Below are 15,119 nucleotides of genomic sequence, written 5' to 3' on the forward strand. Positions count from 1 at the left end.
AAAAATCCGAAACCAATCAACAGGTTTCGGATTTTCACACAACAGAAGGATCGGTCAATGGATCCTTAACTGATCGGCATTACCCACGCGGGGCATTTTATTAATATTGTTGATTTTCAGCTATGGCCGACTTGTATTAGGTTGACTCAGTAAAACAATATTTCCTTCATTCTTCTTTTCGGCAGGAATGAAATTATTTTCTTGGTCAGTGAAGTGGTTCATCTCGCTGCGCATTAAATCAAACGACTCGCGCATCATGCTAATAATACGAATGCAGCTATCCATATTATTTTTGGCTAGTTTACGCTGACAATCTATCTGAAACTGGACGCCTAATAAGCGCCGTTTGTGTTCAGGGTCTGCTCGTGCCATCAATTGGGCAAGCTGTTGTTGTAAGATGGCATCAAGCTGAGCGGGTTCTGTTATTGCTAATGCTTTTAAGGTATCAAAATCAGGCAAGTCCATATGCCCTCCAACCATGCAGAAATGGGACGTCGTATTGGTGCATCGTTGCCTGTATCAGGCTCAAACAAAACATTATACCGAGTGAATTAATTGACCTTGCAGAGTAAGCATGAACAATGACAGTTAATTTGCCAAGATTGACGTGGTGAATTTTTTATTTCGTATAAATATCAATGAATTGTTAGCGCGTTCAGTATCATTTTCTTATTTATAATGGCTCATTTTCTAAATATTAACTATTGCCTAAAAATCCCCAAATTTTGGGTTATCACCGCAGTAGTTAATACTCCCAACGCGTTAACATATCTGACTGATTATGTTATTTTCATTGTCAGATATTCAAGACCGTAAAGAGCAGCTCATGAACAAGGCAAAAATAGGAATTGTTACCGTCAGTGATCGTGCCAGTGCTGGCATCTATGAGGATCTCTCTGGTAAAGCCATCATCGACACCCTCAATGCATATTTAACTTCCCCATGGGAGCCGACCTATCGAGTCATCGCAGATGAGCAGCATCATATTGAAAGCACGTTAATTCAGTTGGCTGATGACGAGCAGTGTAGTTTGATCGTTACCACCGGAGGTACCGGTCCAGCCAAGCGGGATGTCACGCCGGAAGCGACTGAGGCTGTTTGTGATCGCATGATGCCAGGTTTTGGCGAACTGATGCGCGCTGAATCTCTTAAGTTTGTACCGACAGCTATCTTGTCTCGGCAAACAGCGGGACTTCGTGGTAGCACCCTGATCGTTAATTTACCGGGTAAACCTAAATCGATTCGAGAGTGCCTTGATGCCGTCTTTCCCGCGATTCCATATTGTATCGACTTAATGAATGGCCCTTATCTCGAATGTAACTCGACCGTAATTAATGTATTTCGTCCGAAACAATAAAAAATAGCGAGCCTAATAAACTCACAACAGATTGCCGAAGATCCCCCCTGAACCGACATTGAGGGGTTAACAATTAGGGGCCCTTCACTGGGCCTCTCTTTTTTGTCATCCGCCAAGCAGGAGCTAATATGCCGCATCACACCCCCTTCCCCCCATTAGCCATCAGTGACGACAAGGGGCGGCTCGATGTGCCGCTGATCCACCGTTTTTTATCCGAGGAGGCCTACTGGTGCAGAGAGATTCCACTTGCGACAGTGCAGCGGGCCATCAACCATTCGCTGTGCTTTGGCGGCTACCTCAGCGGCCAGCAAGTCGCATTTGCCCGCGTCATCACCGACCACGCCACCTTTGGCTATCTGGCCGATGTCTTCGTGCTACCCGAGTATCGCGGCCGCGGCTACAGCAAGGCGCTGATGACCGCCATCGTTGACCATCCCGCGTTGCAGGGGCTGCGCCGCCTCGCCCTCGCCACCTCAGATGCCCACAGTCTCTATGCCGGTTTTGGCTTTGCGCCGCCCGCCAGCCCAAGCAGCCTGATGGAGATCTACAATCCGGCCATCTACCAGCGCACCTAAACCACTAGCTGCCGATAATGCCCGCTGGGTCATGCTTCTTGCTCCTGCGCTGTGACGCAGGGGCCTGACAGTGCTAGATTGGCAGCCACTATTTTGAACTGGCAGTTTCGTTAACCCCGTGTCGTTAACCACCTGTCGTGAACCACAAGGACGGCAACCGTGGCCCAGCATTTTGTTTCTCCCTCAGCATCAATCTCCGCATCCATCTCCCCATCTATCACCTCTTGGCCGCCCTTGCTGCAAGAACAGGCAAAGCGCCAGTGGCAGCGGCTGGTCGAGCTGGCCCCCGCTTATGGCGATTTGCCCGAGCCGGTGCGCCAGACCTTGCTGACCCTGCTTGGCCTCTCCGATTTTGTCGCCGACTCCCTCTTCAAACAGCCCGAGTTGCTGACCGAGCTGCTCGCCTCCGGTGATCTGGATCGCGCCGAACGCTGGCCCGCCTACCAGAGTGACCTCAGCTCCCTGCTGGCCGAGGTAAGCGATGAAGAGGCGCTCAAGCGCATCCTGCGCCAGTTCCGCCGCAGCCGCATGCTGGTGATCGCCTGGCGCGAGCTGCTGGGCCACGCCGCAGTGGAAGAGAGCTTTATCCACCTCACCAAGCTGGCGGATGCCCTGATCTGCTCCACCCGCGACTGGCTCTATTGCAAGCAGTGCAGCGAGCTGGGTACCCCGATGGATGGCGATGGCAACCCACAGCCGCTGCTGATCATCGGCATGGGCAAGCTCGGCGGTGGCGAGCTGAACTTCTCCTCGGACATCGACCTTATCTTCACCTTCCCCGAGAACGGCTACACGGTCGGCGGGCGGCGCGAGCTCGCCAACCAACAGTTCTTCATCAAGCTGGGGCAGCGGCTGATCAACGCCCTCCACCAGCCCACTCAGGATGGCCAAGTGTTTCGGGTCGATATGCGCTTACGCCCCTTTGGCGATGCGGGGCCGCTCGCCATCTCGTTTGCCGCCATGGAGGATTACTACCAGCACCACGGCCGCAACTGGGAGCGCTACGCCATGGTCAAGGCGCGGGTACTGGGCCCCCAGTGCGAGCACGCAGTGGAGCTGGCCGAGATGCTGCGCCCCTTCGTATTTCGCCGCTATATCGACTTCGGCGTTATCGACGGCCTGCGCCAGATGAAGGCGATGATCGCCGCCGAGGTGCGCCGCAAGGGGCTGGAGGGCAACATCAAGCTGGGGGCTGGCGGTATTCGCGAGGTGGAGTTTATCGCCCAGGCGCTGCAACTTATCCGCGGCGGTCGTGAACCTGCGCTGCGGGTGCGCCACCTGCCCCAGGCGCTGGCCGCCATCGCCCAGTGCGGTGCTCTTGAATCCGCCCATTGTGACCGCTTGCTGGAGGCCTATCGCTTCCTGCGCCGGGTGGAGAATATTCTGCAGGAGATCGGCGATCAACAGACCCAGACCCTGCCCACCGAAGAGCGGGATCGCCAGCGGCTGATCGCAGCCCTCGGCTTTGCTGACTGGGGCGCCTTTATGGCTCATCTGGATGAGGAAATGGCCGCCGTCCATCAGGAGTTCGCCGCCGTGGTGGGGGAAGAGAAAGAGGCCCCCGCCCATTTGGAGCAACTCTGGCTCGATCTCTGGCGTACCGAGCTCGACGCCGCCGAGCTGGAAAAACTGCTAACCACACAGGGGGTGGCCGAGTCCACCCCGCTCTGCGCCGCCCTGCTGCGCTTCAAGGAGGAGTACAAGCGCCGTCAGGTGGGGCCGCAGGGGCGCATCGCACTGGATTGGCTGATGCCGGAGCTGCTACGGCTGGTGGTGGCCAGTGAGCAACCCGCCCGCCTGTTCGAGCGGGTCTGCGAGCTGCTGACCCGCATCTTCACCCGCAGCGCCTATCTGCAACTGCTGGCGGAAAACCCGGGCGCCCTGCGCCAGTTGGTGCGGCTGTGTGATGAGAGTGGTTTGGTGAGCGAGCAGCTGGCCCGCTACCCGATTTTGCGCGATGAGCTGCTCGACCCCCAGCACCTCTACCACCCCACCCCGCTCGATCAGTACAAGCCCCAGCTGCGCCAGTTCCTGCTGCGCATCCCCGAAGAGGACGTGGAGCAGCAGATGGAGGCGCTGCGCCAGTTCAAGCAGGTGCAGTTGCTGCGCATCGTGGCGGCCGACATCGCCGGCGCCCTGCCGCTGATGAAGGTGAGCGACCACCTCACCTGGCTGGCGGAGGCGATCACCGAGGAGGTGGTCAATCAGGCGTGGGCCCAGATGAGCGAACGCTACGGAGTGCCACCCGAGGTGGCAACCAGCGGCCAGCGCGGCTTTGCGGTGGTGGCCTACGGCAAGCTGGGTGGCATCGAGCTGGGTTACGGCTCGGATCTCGATCTGGTGTTCCTGCACGGCGGCGATCCCAACAGCTACACCGACGGGCGCAAACCCATCGACAGCCGCCAGTTCTACCTGCGCCTCGCCCAGCGGATCCTGCACCTGTTCAGCACCCGCACCCCGTCCGGCATCCTCTACGAGATCGATATGCGGCTGCGCCCCTCCGGTGACGCTGGGCTGCTGGTCTCGTCGCTGTCGGCCTACGAGCAGTACCAGCAAAATGAGGCGTGGACCTGGGAGCATCAGGCGCTGGTGCGGGCCCGCCCCATCTATGGCGATGACGCCATCATTGCCGAATTTGCCCGCATCCGCCGCGATGTGCTGGCTAAGGAACGGGAACTGCCGACCCTGGCCCGCGAGGTGCGCGAGATGCGCCAGAAGATGCGGGACCACCTGCTGAAAGCGGGCGCTGGCGAGTTCGACCTCAAGCAATCCCCCGGCGGCATGGTGGATATCGAGTTTATCGCCCAGTATCTGGTGCTGGCCCACGCCTGCGGCGAACCCGACGCCCTCACCCGCTGGTCTGATAACGTGCGCATCTTCGATGAGTGCGTGATGGCAGGGGTACTAACGCTGGAGCAGGCGGAGGGGCTGAAGCAGGCCTATCTGGAGATCCGCAACCTCGGTCACCGTCTTAACCTCTCGGAGATCTCCCGCAAGGTCAGTGACCACCAGTTAATGGCGGAACGGCAGCACGTGAGCATGGTTTGGCAGCAGCTATTGAACCAATAACAGGACCAAAGCCGATGAAACGAGCTGATATTTTACATATTCATTCATCAAGAGATGATAATGCTTGTTATCGATGACGGCTGCTTACGTCGCAACAGCAGTCAAAATACGCAACCTTGTAAAGATAAAGCCAGTTTCATCAAGAAAAGAGCCTGTTGCAACACCACATAGCACTGGTTTGGGCATAGATAAAAAAAGGGCCGGAGCAAGCTCCGGCCAAACAATCACACGCAGATTCAGAACGTCTAGGACGATCCGACTTCATGATAACGCGAGCGTGGTAATTTTGGGATGGGTACAAGAGAGACTTATCGTTAATTTTGTAAATATGGAGGGCGTTAGTATGCAAACCGTAAATCCTTGTTGACTTTCATGCCCTTTATTCATAAATATAGAGACGTTTAGACGTCCAAACATCCGTTTTGACGTAGGCAAATGGTGGAAGAACAGGGAGAGAACAGATGGGATTTCACAGCGCGCGTCAGGTTGAGGCACTCAATCAGAGCTTGGCGGATTTAAATGGCGATATATCAGTCAGCTTCGAGTTTTTTCCGCCTAACAGCGAGGGAATGGAAAATACCCTGTGGCAATCGATTGAACGCCTGAAAGTGCTGGAGCCCAAGTTTGTCTCTGTGACCTATGGCGCTAACTCCGGTACTCGCGACCGGACCCACAAGGTGATCAAAGATATCAAAGAGCGGACCGGCCTTATCGCCGCACCTCATCTCACCTGTATCGACGCCAGCCGTGATGAACTGCGCACCATCGCCCGCGATTACTGGAATAGTGGGATTCGCCATATCGTGGCACTGCGTGGCGATTTGCCTCAAGGCTTAGACAAGCCAGATATGTATGCTACAGATTTAGTTGCTTTGCTCAAATCTGAAGCCGATTTCGATATTTCGGTGGCTGCCTACCCAGAGGGGCACCCTGAGGCGAAAAGTGCTCAGTCTGACCTACTCAATCTCAAGCGTAAGATCGATGCCGGTGCGAACCGCGCCATTACTCAGTTTTTCTTTGATGTTGAAACGTATCTGCGTTTCCGAGATCGCTGCGCTGCTATCGGTATCGACGCCGAGATCATCCCCGGCATCTTGCCAGTATCGAATTATCAAACCTTGGCTAAATTTGCTGGCTTTACCAATGTGAAGATCCCCCGTTGGATGCACCAGCGCTTCGAGGGGCTGGATAACGACCAAATGACGCGTAATCTGGTCGGAGCCAGTATTGCCATCGACCAAGTTCGAGTGCTAAGCCAAGAGGGAGTAAAAGATTTCCATTTCTACACCCTCAATCGCTCCGAGCTGACCTATGCCATCTGCCACACCTTAGGGGTCAGACCTAAACCTTCCGCCTAATTAATTAGCGAACACCGCAAGGCCAATCCATCCTGCATTGGCCTATTTTTTTGCTTCTTCCCAACAGCGCCTGTTTTGCAAGGCTAGACGGCAATTATCTTGTGTTGCTCAAAAAAAGAAGCGTTACCATTCAAAGCCATCAGATCACTAGGCGGATTATTGAGCCGTCACGCAGAGCAAGAGGGCTGCCAATCAGCCACACAGCTGTTAATATACCAAGCATCCATCTGCGCGCTCCTAACGTCGCAGATCGCAACAGTATTATTATTTGGCCAGCACCATTCTTGGCCAGCTCATTTAAGGTGGAAGAGAGATTATGGCCAGTCGAGGCATCAATAAAGTCATTCTGATCGGTAACCTAGGACAAGACCCTGAAGTACGTTACATGCCTAGTGGTGGCGCGGTGACCAATATTACACTGGCCACCTCTGAAACTTGGCGTGATAAACAGACTGGTGAACAGAAAGAGAAAACTGAATGGCATCGCGTGGTCTTCATGGGCAAACTAGCTGAATTTGCTGGGGAATATCTGAGAAAGGGTTCTCAGGTATATGTAGAAGGTAAACTACAAACCCGTAAATGGCAGGACCAGAGTGGTCAAGAGCGCTATACCACAGAAGTGCTGGTAGACAGTTTTACTGGGGTAATGCAAATGCTTGGTGGACGCCCACAAGGGGCACAAGGCATGGGGCAACCTCAAGCACAAGGGAACTGGGGCCAGCCACAGCAGACCATGCAACCAGCAGCTAGCCCGCAGCCGATGACTCAACAGCGCCCGTCACCTGTAGCGCAGCAAAACATGCAGCAGCAAGGTGGATATGGTCGTCCTGCACCACAACCACAATCCGCTCCTCCTGTATACAACGAACCTCCGATGGATTTTGATGACGATATCCCGTTCTAGGATGTAGTGACTCAATTGGTTGTAATGAAATCCCAGCAAGCGATGTTTTGCTGGGATTTTTTATTTCTGATGAAATCCAAAGTGTGGCATCCACCAACGAATAAGAGCCCACCCCATCAAGAGCTCATACAGAGAACCCGTACAACAAGTGCAACCTAAGTTAGGAGTAAATGAGGATTTCGAGCTTTACGCAGAACCAACGTAGCAAATAAAATAGCCCTACTGCGATAGGGCTATAAGATCACCTTCTCACCAACGGATGACCTATATGATCCTTGTAGGGGCCCGTTATCTTGAGAGTAAATGTCGACATCATAGCTGGCGACGTGGCTGGCGTAATTGCTCACTTGAAAAACGAGTTTTCATGGATGTCCATTGCGCTAATCGATCAGCACTACCCGCTAGCGTTCCTTCACGACGGGATTTCATTATCCAAATACTTTTGGCATCAAAACTATACACGGGGATCAAATCGGTTCGTTTACTACCCGGTAAGATACGATTATTGATGTTATCGAGCACGAGGGGATCTGACTTTTGAGTGGGGAAATAAAGGGTAACCATATGAAATTGATTGTATTTCACTGCTTTTACATATGCCAATCTCAGTTTTTTCTCGTCGACTCCCAGTTCCATCAAGGTGTAGTACTTGGAGATGCTGTAGTCTTCACAATCCCCCCCTCTGGCACCGATAAATTCTAACGGGTTAGCCCAATAATCATCATCTCCCCATAACTTTTTATCTTCACTGTAAGTCAGATTATTAAAATAATTGTTCACCAGCTCTATTTTCTGCTGGTCTGTCGTACCCGCTCTGGGCGATAGCATGCGTGCAAAAGCTTCTGCACGTTGAATAGCCCTGCCACCATAAACCTCTTGTAATTTGGTTTGTAGTGCAGGGCTAGCAATGTATTCAGAGAGGCGAGAAGCATGGGCACTGGCACAGAAGAGCGCGAGGGCACAGCTAGGTATCAGCAACCATTTCATACTGAATACTCCAGATTTGGAACGTCAATTCAGTATAGTTGGCCACTGCTTATTAATCGAACAATCTGAGCGCCTCATTTACACTGAGCAAAACCATCCGCGAGCTGCTGCATAAATTGGATATAGCTGTCAGGCCCCACTGATACATATTCTCCCACTTCATCTAGCAGCAGCACTTTGGCCCCCGTATTACGGGCCACCGACTCGATGACGGCAGGAGAAAACTGTGGCTCAACATAAATACAACGAGCTTGTTTCTCATTCAACGCGTTACGAATATCAATCAGCGTCTTAGCGCCGGGTCTACGCTCTGGGCTCACCGTAAAATGCCCTTTTGAACTCATCCCATAATGACGCTCCCAGTATCCATACGCCTCATGAAACACGAAATAGCCCTTTTGATTCACAATCTTCATTTGCTCAGCAATCTGCTTATCCTTGGCATCAACTTTGGTATTAAACGCCGCTAAATTAGCCTGATACCGAGCATGATTAGCAGGGTCCTGCTTACCCAACTGGTTGGCAATAGCGCTGGCTATTACTTTGGCTTGGCTGGGCCCGAGCCAAATATGCGGGTCCACCCCTTCATGGAGATGTTCGTCATGCCCATTACTGTGTTGATCATGCTGATGGTCATCATGGGTCTTATTCGTTGCGTAGTTATATAGCGGCATTCCATCAATCTGGGTGAGGGTCAGCACATGAGGATGAGTCGCCAATGGCTTGACCATAAAGGCTTCTAGCTCAGGGCCGATCCACACTACTAGGTCTGCTTTATTGATATGACGAATATCAGAAGGACGCAGGGAAAAGTCGTGCGGCGATGCCCCAGTTGGCAGTAATACGCTAGGCTCGCTTACGCCATCTGTCATTGCTGCTGCGATAAAACCGATGGGTTTAAAGGTGGTTAACACCTCTAGGGCGCGGACCGGTGAGCTCATTGCCAGCAGTGCCGCGATCAGGGTAAGAATTCGCATAGAGGTCTCGTCAGAAAGTCATTGTGTGTGTGATAATATAACAAAACAACGCCCTTATATTATAACTGCCACAGTCTGTAAACCTCGGAGCTGTCATGACCCAACTGGTGGAGCTAAAAGAGATCTGTCTGTCATTTGACGGGCTATCTGTGCTCGAAAAGGTCTCCTTTACCCTCAATAAAGGCAAAATCACCACACTAGTCGGGCCGAATGGTGCAGGTAAAAGCACCCTGAGTAAGTTGGTGTTAGGCCTGCTCACCCCAGATTCAGGCCACATCATCCGCAACCGAGATCTACGAATAGGATATGTACCTCAGCGCCTCTATCTTGATCCCACCTTGCCGCTGACAGTGCGTCGCTTCCTACAACTAGGTAAAAATGGCCGGCTATCCATCGAAGAAGCGCTTGCTCGAGTAGGTGCTGAGGGATTACTGGAAAATCGGATGCAGAAGCTCTCCGGTGGTGAGATGCAGCGGGTATTATTAGCCCGCGCGCTGCTGGTAAAGCCCGAATTATTGGTGTTGGATGAGCCAGTACAAGGCGTCGATATCAATGGCCAAATCGAGCTCTATACACTCATCAGTCAGCTGGCGGCTGAGCTCAACTGCGCGGTATTGATGGTCTCACATGACCTACATCTGGTGATGGCCAGCACCCATGAGGTGATCTGCCTCAATCGCCACATCTGCTGTCACGGTGCCCCAGAGAGCGTGGCCCGCCACCCCGAATTTGCCCGCCTGTTTGGGCGACCAGAACAAGAAGTCTTGGCGGTCTATACCCATCATCACCACTGTAACGGTGAACACCATCATCACGAACAGCAGGCCCCGATCATTCGCCTGCCTGCTCGCAACAACGCTCACAGCGAATAGCGCAAACAACAGGACATTTAAGTGGACAGTTTTCTGTTATACGCCCTAGCGGCAGGCCTTGGCATTGCCCTGTTAGCAGGCCCCCTTGGCAGCTTCGTGGTATGGCGCAAGATGGCCTATTTTGGCGATACTCTCTCTCACGCTTGCCTCCTCGGTATAGCCCTCGGCATTCTGCTACAAGTTGATCTCACCTTGGCGGTAGTCGTCTGCTGTCTCGCCATGGCGATGCTGTTGGTGATCATGAGCGGCAACCAGCAGGTGGCCACCGATACCTTACTTGGCATTCTGGCCCACAGCGCCCTCTCACTGGGTCTGGTCGCATTGAGTTTTATGGATAACGTGCGGGTAGACCTGATGACCTATCTGTTTGGCGACCTGCTTTCCGTGCAACCGATGGATCTGCTCTGGATCTACGGTGGCGGTGCACTGGTCATGCTGACCCTATGGCGACTGTGGGACCCTCTGCTCTCCATGACCATCTCAGAAGAGTTAGCTCGCGTCGAAGGGGTGCGCGTCGATGTGCTGCGCTGCGTATTAATGCTATTGATTGGCTTAGTGATTGCCGTGGCAATGAAGTTTGTCGGAGCGCTGATCATTACATCCTTGCTGATCATCCCCGCTGCGACCGCACGTCGCTTCAGCCAAACACCTGAGCAGATGGCCGGCTTTGCCGCGCTGATTGGCTGTCTTGCCGTGCTAAGTGGGCTAGCGCTCTCTTGGTATCAAGACACCCCTGCAGGCCCATCCGTGGTGGTTTGTGCGACCTGCCTATTTATCTTGAGCCAGTTCAAAAAAGCGTGACTGGCGTTTTTAACATCATGGTGCGCCTGCTCGACATCTTGCCCGCAGCCTTTAGCACCGAGCCCCTCGGCCCGTCTCAGCGAATAGGTTAAGCATCTGGTCACGTCAGCGCGGTGTTGGTAAATGACAGGGTTAGGGTTTGGCCAGTAAAAGGGCTACACGTTGCTGTAATGCGGGGACAACGTCCTGCGCGAACCATGGATTCTTATTGAGCCATAGCGTGTTACGTGGGGAAGGATGAGGCAGCGGCAACCAACTGGGGCCGTAATCAGCCCAGTAGCGTACCGTTTCGGTGAGCGACTTCTTAGCCGCGGCGCGCAGGTAGTAAGCTTGCGCATACTGGCCGATAAGCAGGGTCAGCTCTATCTTAGGCAGCAGCATCAACACCCGATTATGCCAAGTCGACGCACATTCCAACCGAGGTGGGAGATCACCCGACTTACCCCGGCCGGGATAGCAAAGCCCCATCGGCATAATGGCAATGCGAGATGAGTCGTAGAAGGTGTCGCTATCCACCCCAAGCCACCGCCGCAGCCGCTCACCGGAAGGATCATCCCAAGGAATCCCGCTAGCATGAACCCGCGTCCCTGGCGCCTGCCCAATAATAAGCAGGCGAGCACTCTCCGAACCGCGAATAATCGGACGAGGCCCAAGTGGTAAATTCGCCTCACACAGACGACAAGCGCGGATTTGCGCAAATAAACAATCAAGTCGGTTCATCCACACAATGGTAACAGAAGTGCCCTCTGTTCTCGCTTGTGAAAGAAGGCACAGATACTTATGATGCGGCCACAGATGTTTAATGTAGTAAACGATCAAAGATGAAGAACTGGATGGGCACAAGCAGCGCAGCCCTCTCATTCGTGCTGTGGGGGATGTTGCCTCTTTATTACCAGTTCATGCCTGAGGTCAACATGTGGGAGCTGCTCTCCCAGCGGATACTCTGGTCAGCCGTGCTGCTTGGCGGCATGTTCATGCTGCTGGGCCGTCATCTGCCTTGGGATCGTCTACGTAGTGAGCCCTATCAGCTCGGCCTGATCCTACTAGCTGGCCCCATTATGTCCATCAGCTGGTGTATGTTCACTTGGTGCTTAACCACAGGCCAAGTGCTGGCAACGAGCCTGGCTTTTTTCATGACGCCATTGTTCAACATTGTCTTCGCCCTGCTCTTCCTGCGTGAAAAACTCACACCACAAAAATACGTAGCCGTGGTATTAGCCTTAGTGGGTCTGGCTTACATGCTATGTTCCTACGGCCAACTCCCTTGGTTCTCGCTGATTTTAGGGGCTAACTTTGCCTGCTATGGCTTGCTCAAAAAGAAGATTCACTATGACACCGGCACCAGTCTCTATCTCGAAACACTGATCCAGCTGCCGGTAGCATTGTTACTGATTGGTTGGCTTGCATGGCATGGCGAAGGACTGTTTATCAATGGTGATGCACACGATAAATGGCTACTAATAGGGAGCGCGCCAGTGACCCTGCTGCCAGTAGCCCTGTTCTGTTATGGGGTGGTCAGAACCAGAATGAGTACCGTGGGCTTGCTGCAATATATAGAACCAAGCCTTGCATTCTTACTGGCGATTTATTGGTTCGGCGAAGTGGTGGACCCAATAAAATCGGTGGGATTCCTCTTCGTATGGGCAGGGTTGCTGGCTAGTTTACTGCCGCTGCATCGCTTTAAAACCACAGTTACGGTGTGATGTGATATTTGGCCAAAATGGCCTGCCATACAGGATCACTCTCCATGCGATCCGCAATGATGTTTAAGCGTGCCTGCAAGGTTGCATGGGATTTAGCGAGCAATAGATGGCGGGTAAAGCGGGACTGTGGGAGGGGTGAGACAAAAAATGCACCTTGATAGGGGGCTGAGCTAATGAAAAAACCTAAGGCTGAGCCGTTGACGGAGGTGGCATCAATCCGCCCTCGCATTAATAGATTGAGGTTAGTTTTCACCTTTTTAGCGTCATGCCGGACGAGGGTGCCTTGGGCAACGGCCTCATCAATACCTTGGTAGCGATAGCCTTCGATCCCACCGAATGACTTGCCTTTAAGGGACTCTGGCCCGTGATAAGTAATGGGGGTGGCCAATCCCGAGAGTAGCTCATTCGTATCGTGCATGATTGGACGGCTCCATAAAAAGCGCTCACCAGCAGGATCGCCAACCCATGCTGGGTTGACCCAAGCCACCATGCCATTAAATACCGGATCAGCCATCTCCTGCGCTAATCTGGCGCGATTGACTAGCCACAGCTCTAGCCGCGGTTCTCCTTGCAATTTTTCATTAAGATAGGCAACTAAATCATGGCTAAGGCCGGTATTATCATCAGTATTGAAGGGGGGATGTTGATGGTAGTCGTATAGCCGCAGCGTCTGTGCCGAGACACAGGATGACAATAGACAGTAAATAAGCAAAGCGCACCAAACGTTCATTGCACCCCCTTGGCCTGTTTTTGAGTTTGGCACATCCACATCGAATGAGAAAATCGACGTCAGAAAATGTGACTGTTACGTTACTGCGCCCTTGGTTTATCTACATGGTACGCACCGCTACAGGCCTGCTTTACACCGGGATCAGTACTGATCCCATGCGGCGGCTCGGTCAGCATCAGCGCGGCAAAGGGGCCCGTGCTTTGCGGGGTAAAGGGCCGCTACAATTGGTCTGGCAACAGCAGGTGAGTGACCAGCGTACCGCCTTGCGCTTGGAATATCAGCTCAAACGACAACCTAAAGCATTTAAAGAGCAGTTAGTGCAATATCCAACCCTGTGGCAAGAGCGTGATTTGGCTACCACCCTGCTATGCAGCATCACCCAGTAACATCGCGACGGGAAGGTAACGTCTCATTATTATGTCCAGCACAGCCAACAGGCTCTCTTTACCTGATCAACCCCAGCCAACCGGCAAGATAGGTCCTATGACTCAACCCATTGATACTACCGCCAGCTGCCAGAACTGCGAGGCCTGCTGTTGTCGCCTAGAAGTGATGCTGTTTACCGATACCGGCGTACCAGACCGTTACATCGAAGAGCGGGAAGGCGAGGTGCCAGTGATGCGCCGCTTAGACGATGGTTGGTGTGCGGCGCTCGACCGCAACACCATGATGTGCCGCATCTATGAAGTGCGGCCCCTGATCTGCCGCGAATTTGAAATGGGTGAGCCCGATTGCCTTGATGAGCGAGAGCGCTGGTTAATCACGTTAAGCTAATCTTGATGTCCACCTCGGTCGCAGCAAACTCGGCGCGCAAGTTGGCAAGCGGCAGATGCCGACCGATGATCACCAGCGTGGAGCGAGGCGTTTGATCGCCCCAGGGCGAGCCATAATCAAACCCCACCACCTTATGCACTCCCTGCACGATCAGACGACGCGGCTCACCAGCAATGGCCAGTATCCCCTTGTAGCGCAGCATGTCGTTGCCATGCTGATCGATACACTGCTCCATAAAGGCACCAATCTGTTTGAGATCCAGCAATCCCCCCTCCAGCAGATGCGCGGTGATAGTGTCATGCCAAGAGCGCGCTTGTCCCGATAAGGGGGCAAATACGCTGCCACTGGCACGCACGATGCGCAACCCGCGATAAACGGGGAGCTCGTCACTGAGGGTAAACGCGGCCAGATCGAGCCACAGGGATGACGGGCACTCCCCATGCAGAACATCGAGGATCTCCGCCTTGTGGTTGATCTGTTGCAGGCGAGCTACCACCGCCTCTCGGGTCGCATCATCCACCCGATCGCATTTACTGAGTAAAATCCGGTCGGCAAAACCCAGTTGGGCCGCCGCCACGGGGTGCTCGTCAAGCTGCTGACCGATGTGCTGGCAATCAGCCAGAGTGATCACCGCATCAAGACGCAGCGCCTCGCGCAGCCGCTCATCAACAAAAAAGGTCTGGATAATGGGGCCGGGATCGGCCAACCCGGTCGCCTCGATGATGATCCGCTCAAAGGCAATCTCACCCTGCGCGCGGCGATCCAGTAGATCACTGAGTGCCGTGGCAAACTCCCCCCGCACGCTGCAACAGACACAGCCGTTGCCAAGCTCAACCACGCTGACCCCTTCCCCGCCCTCAATCAGCGCGCCATCGATATTGGCGCCGCCAAATTCATTTTCCAAGATCGCCAGCGGCGCCCCCCGATGATGGCGCAGAAAATAGTTGAGCAGCGTGGTTTTACCGGCGCCAAGAAAACCGGTCAACAGGGTGACCGCTATCGCCTCTGTCAT

General features: G+C 53.5%; 16 protein-coding genes. 10 read left to right on the forward strand and 6 right to left on the reverse strand.

The window, feature by feature from the left end:
• Nucleotides 1-120: 120 nt before the first annotated feature.
• Entirely contained in the window at nucleotides 121-465 is a 345-nt protein-coding gene (locus tag CUC53_RS10630) for a DUF3135 domain-containing protein (protein ID WP_100294141.1), read from the reverse strand.
• A 361-nt stretch (nucleotides 466-826) separates the two neighbouring features.
• Here CUC53_RS10630 and mog point away from each other — a divergent pair, with 361 nt between their 5' ends.
• From mog to CUC53_RS10655, 5 genes are all read left to right on the forward strand, one after another.
• Nucleotides 827-1,357, forward strand: a complete 531-nt coding sequence (gene mog, locus CUC53_RS10635) for a molybdopterin adenylyltransferase (protein ID WP_100294142.1) — start codon at nucleotides 827-829, stop codon at nucleotides 1,355-1,357.
• Nucleotides 1,358-1,485: 128 nt separating this feature from the next.
• Nucleotides 1,486-1,932, forward strand: coding sequence for a GNAT family N-acetyltransferase (locus CUC53_RS10640; protein ID WP_100294143.1), 447 nt, complete (start codon nucleotides 1,486-1,488; stop codon nucleotides 1,930-1,932).
• Nucleotides 1,933-2,091: 159 nt separating this feature from the next.
• Nucleotides 2,092-5,001, forward strand: a complete 2,910-nt coding sequence (gene glnE / locus CUC53_RS10645) for a bifunctional [glutamate--ammonia ligase]-adenylyl-L-tyrosine phosphorylase/[glutamate--ammonia-ligase] adenylyltransferase (protein WP_420808059.1) — start codon at nucleotides 2,092-2,094, stop codon at nucleotides 4,999-5,001.
• Nucleotides 5,002-5,462: 461 nt separating this feature from the next.
• Nucleotides 5,463-6,359 (forward strand): methylenetetrahydrofolate reductase, encoded by an 897-nt coding sequence (gene metF / locus CUC53_RS10650; protein ID WP_100294144.1) that lies wholly within the window; start codon nucleotides 5,463-5,465, stop codon nucleotides 6,357-6,359.
• A gap of 316 nt (nucleotides 6,360-6,675) precedes the next feature.
• Nucleotides 6,676-7,263 carry a single-stranded DNA-binding protein gene (locus CUC53_RS10655; protein ID WP_100294145.1) on the forward strand — a complete coding sequence of 196 codons (588 nt, stop codon included), beginning with the start codon at nucleotides 6,676-6,678 and terminating at the stop codon, nucleotides 7,261-7,263.
• Between the two features lie 312 nt (nucleotides 7,264-7,575).
• Here the strand turns inward: CUC53_RS10655 and CUC53_RS10660 are convergent, their stop codons facing one another.
• Both CUC53_RS10660 and znuA read right to left on the reverse strand, forming a co-directional pair.
• Nucleotides 7,576-8,250, reverse strand: a complete 675-nt coding sequence (locus tag CUC53_RS10660) for a transglutaminase-like cysteine peptidase (protein WP_100294146.1) — start codon at nucleotides 8,248-8,250, stop codon at nucleotides 7,576-7,578.
• 74 nt (nucleotides 8,251-8,324) lie between these two features.
• Nucleotides 8,325-9,227, reverse strand: a complete 903-nt coding sequence (znuA, locus tag CUC53_RS10665; protein ID WP_100294147.1) for a zinc ABC transporter substrate-binding protein ZnuA — start codon at nucleotides 9,225-9,227, stop codon at nucleotides 8,325-8,327.
• Nucleotides 9,228-9,322: 95 nt separating this feature from the next.
• Between znuA and znuC the strand changes: the two genes are divergently transcribed.
• Complete coding sequence (gene znuC / locus CUC53_RS10670) at nucleotides 9,323-10,099, forward strand: zinc ABC transporter ATP-binding protein ZnuC (protein WP_100294148.1); 777 nt, start codon at nucleotides 9,323-9,325, stop codon at nucleotides 10,097-10,099.
• Nucleotides 10,100-10,120: 21 nt separating this feature from the next.
• Nucleotides 10,121-10,900, forward strand: coding sequence for a zinc ABC transporter permease subunit ZnuB (gene znuB, locus CUC53_RS10675; RefSeq protein ID WP_100294149.1), 780 nt, complete (start codon nucleotides 10,121-10,123; stop codon nucleotides 10,898-10,900).
• Nucleotides 10,901-11,032: 132 nt separating this feature from the next.
• Here the strand turns inward: znuB and CUC53_RS10680 are convergent, their stop codons facing one another.
• On the reverse strand, nucleotides 11,033-11,620 hold the full coding sequence (locus CUC53_RS10680) for a uracil-DNA glycosylase family protein (protein ID WP_100294150.1): 588 nt from the start codon (nucleotides 11,618-11,620) through the stop codon (nucleotides 11,033-11,035).
• A 101-nt stretch (nucleotides 11,621-11,721) separates the two neighbouring features.
• Between CUC53_RS10680 and rarD the strand changes: the two genes are divergently transcribed.
• A complete protein-coding gene (rarD, locus tag CUC53_RS10685) occupies nucleotides 11,722-12,603 on the forward strand; it encodes an EamA family transporter RarD (protein ID WP_100294151.1) in 882 nt (293 codons plus the stop codon).
• Here the strand turns inward: rarD and CUC53_RS10690 are convergent.
• Entirely contained in the window at nucleotides 12,593-13,333 is a 741-nt protein-coding gene (locus tag CUC53_RS10690) for a substrate-binding periplasmic protein (protein ID WP_100294152.1), read from the reverse strand. The two genes, rarD and CUC53_RS10690, sit on opposite strands and share 11 nt — an antisense overlap.
• A gap of 44 nt (nucleotides 13,334-13,377) precedes the next feature.
• On the opposite strand from CUC53_RS10690, the gene CUC53_RS10695 reads away from it, so the two are divergent.
• Together CUC53_RS10695 and CUC53_RS10700 are read left to right on the forward strand one after the other, a co-directional pair.
• Complete coding sequence (locus CUC53_RS10695) at nucleotides 13,378-13,719, forward strand: GIY-YIG nuclease family protein (RefSeq protein WP_100294153.1); 342 nt, start codon at nucleotides 13,378-13,380, stop codon at nucleotides 13,717-13,719.
• A gap of 97 nt (nucleotides 13,720-13,816) precedes the next feature.
• Nucleotides 13,817-14,107, forward strand: coding sequence for a YkgJ family cysteine cluster protein (locus tag CUC53_RS10700; protein WP_100294154.1), 291 nt, complete (start codon nucleotides 13,817-13,819; stop codon nucleotides 14,105-14,107).
• Here CUC53_RS10700 and CUC53_RS10705 read toward each other — a convergent pair.
• Nucleotides 14,094-15,119, reverse strand: coding sequence for a CobW family GTP-binding protein (locus tag CUC53_RS10705; protein ID WP_100294155.1), 1,026 nt, complete (start codon nucleotides 15,117-15,119; stop codon nucleotides 14,094-14,096). The genes CUC53_RS10700 and CUC53_RS10705 overlap by 14 nt on opposite strands.

The sequence above is a fragment of the Aeromonas cavernicola genome, assembly GCF_002795305.1.
Taxonomy (GTDB): Bacteria; Pseudomonadota; Gammaproteobacteria; order Enterobacterales; family Aeromonadaceae; genus Aeromonas; species Aeromonas cavernicola.